The 656-nt window shown below is 77.9% G+C and carries 1 pseudogene; it reads right to left on the bottom strand.

The features are described 5' to 3' along the window. Window positions 1–243: 243 nt before the first annotated feature. Window positions 244–656 (bottom strand): annotated as a pseudogene (locus B7767_RS37140) (hypothetical protein); the annotation flags it as partial.

The raw sequence follows: 656 nt of genomic DNA, 5'->3' as shown, positions 1-656 counted from the left end.
GCGATCGCGGGCGGTCCTCGCGGCCGGTGCCCGCGCCGTCGGCCGGGTTCCGCTCGGCCCGGCGGCGCGGCGGCGCCTCCCGGACGGCGTCCTCCGTGTGGTGCGGGTCGCCGCCCGGCATGCGCGGCACGTACGCGTGGAGCGCCGGGCCGTGTTCCATCCGGAGGTCACGCGTCGCCCGCTCCCCGGGGTGTCCGGGCCCGGTCAGGGGGCCACGGGCCGGAGTCTTCGTAGGACGGAGTCCTACCGGAAACGTTCCGCGTCCGTTCGACGTGCGGTTGACGGCCCCGTACCCCGGGACGTCAGTTTCTCCAGCCGTCTGCGGACCCGGCGGGCCAGGTCGGCGTGGTCGGGAGGCAGCAGGTCCGCACCGTGCAGGCTGTCGCACAGGCGCAGGAGTTCGCGTCCGTGGGTGACGGCGGCCCGGTCGTCGTCCAGTCGCCGCCAGGCGGCGGCCGCCCGCGCCACCGCCGCGGGGGCCTGTGCGTCACCGGTCCGGCACATGGCCCGGGCCACGTCCAGGGCCAGCACCGTGGCCTCGCGGTGGTCGCCGCGCAGATGGGCCAGGTACGCCTCCATCGCCCGCGCCTCCAGGGTGTCCGGGTGCTCGGCGCCCAGGGAGGCCGTCAGGTCCTCGCGGAGCGCGGCCGCGGCGG

It is taken from the genome of Streptomyces sp. 13-12-16 (assembly GCF_002114215.1).
Lineage (GTDB): Bacteria > Actinomycetota > Actinomycetes > Streptomycetales > Streptomycetaceae > Streptomyces.
The sequence above is the reverse complement of the archived record's forward strand: the minus strand, read 5'-3'. Positions and strand labels throughout refer to the sequence as shown.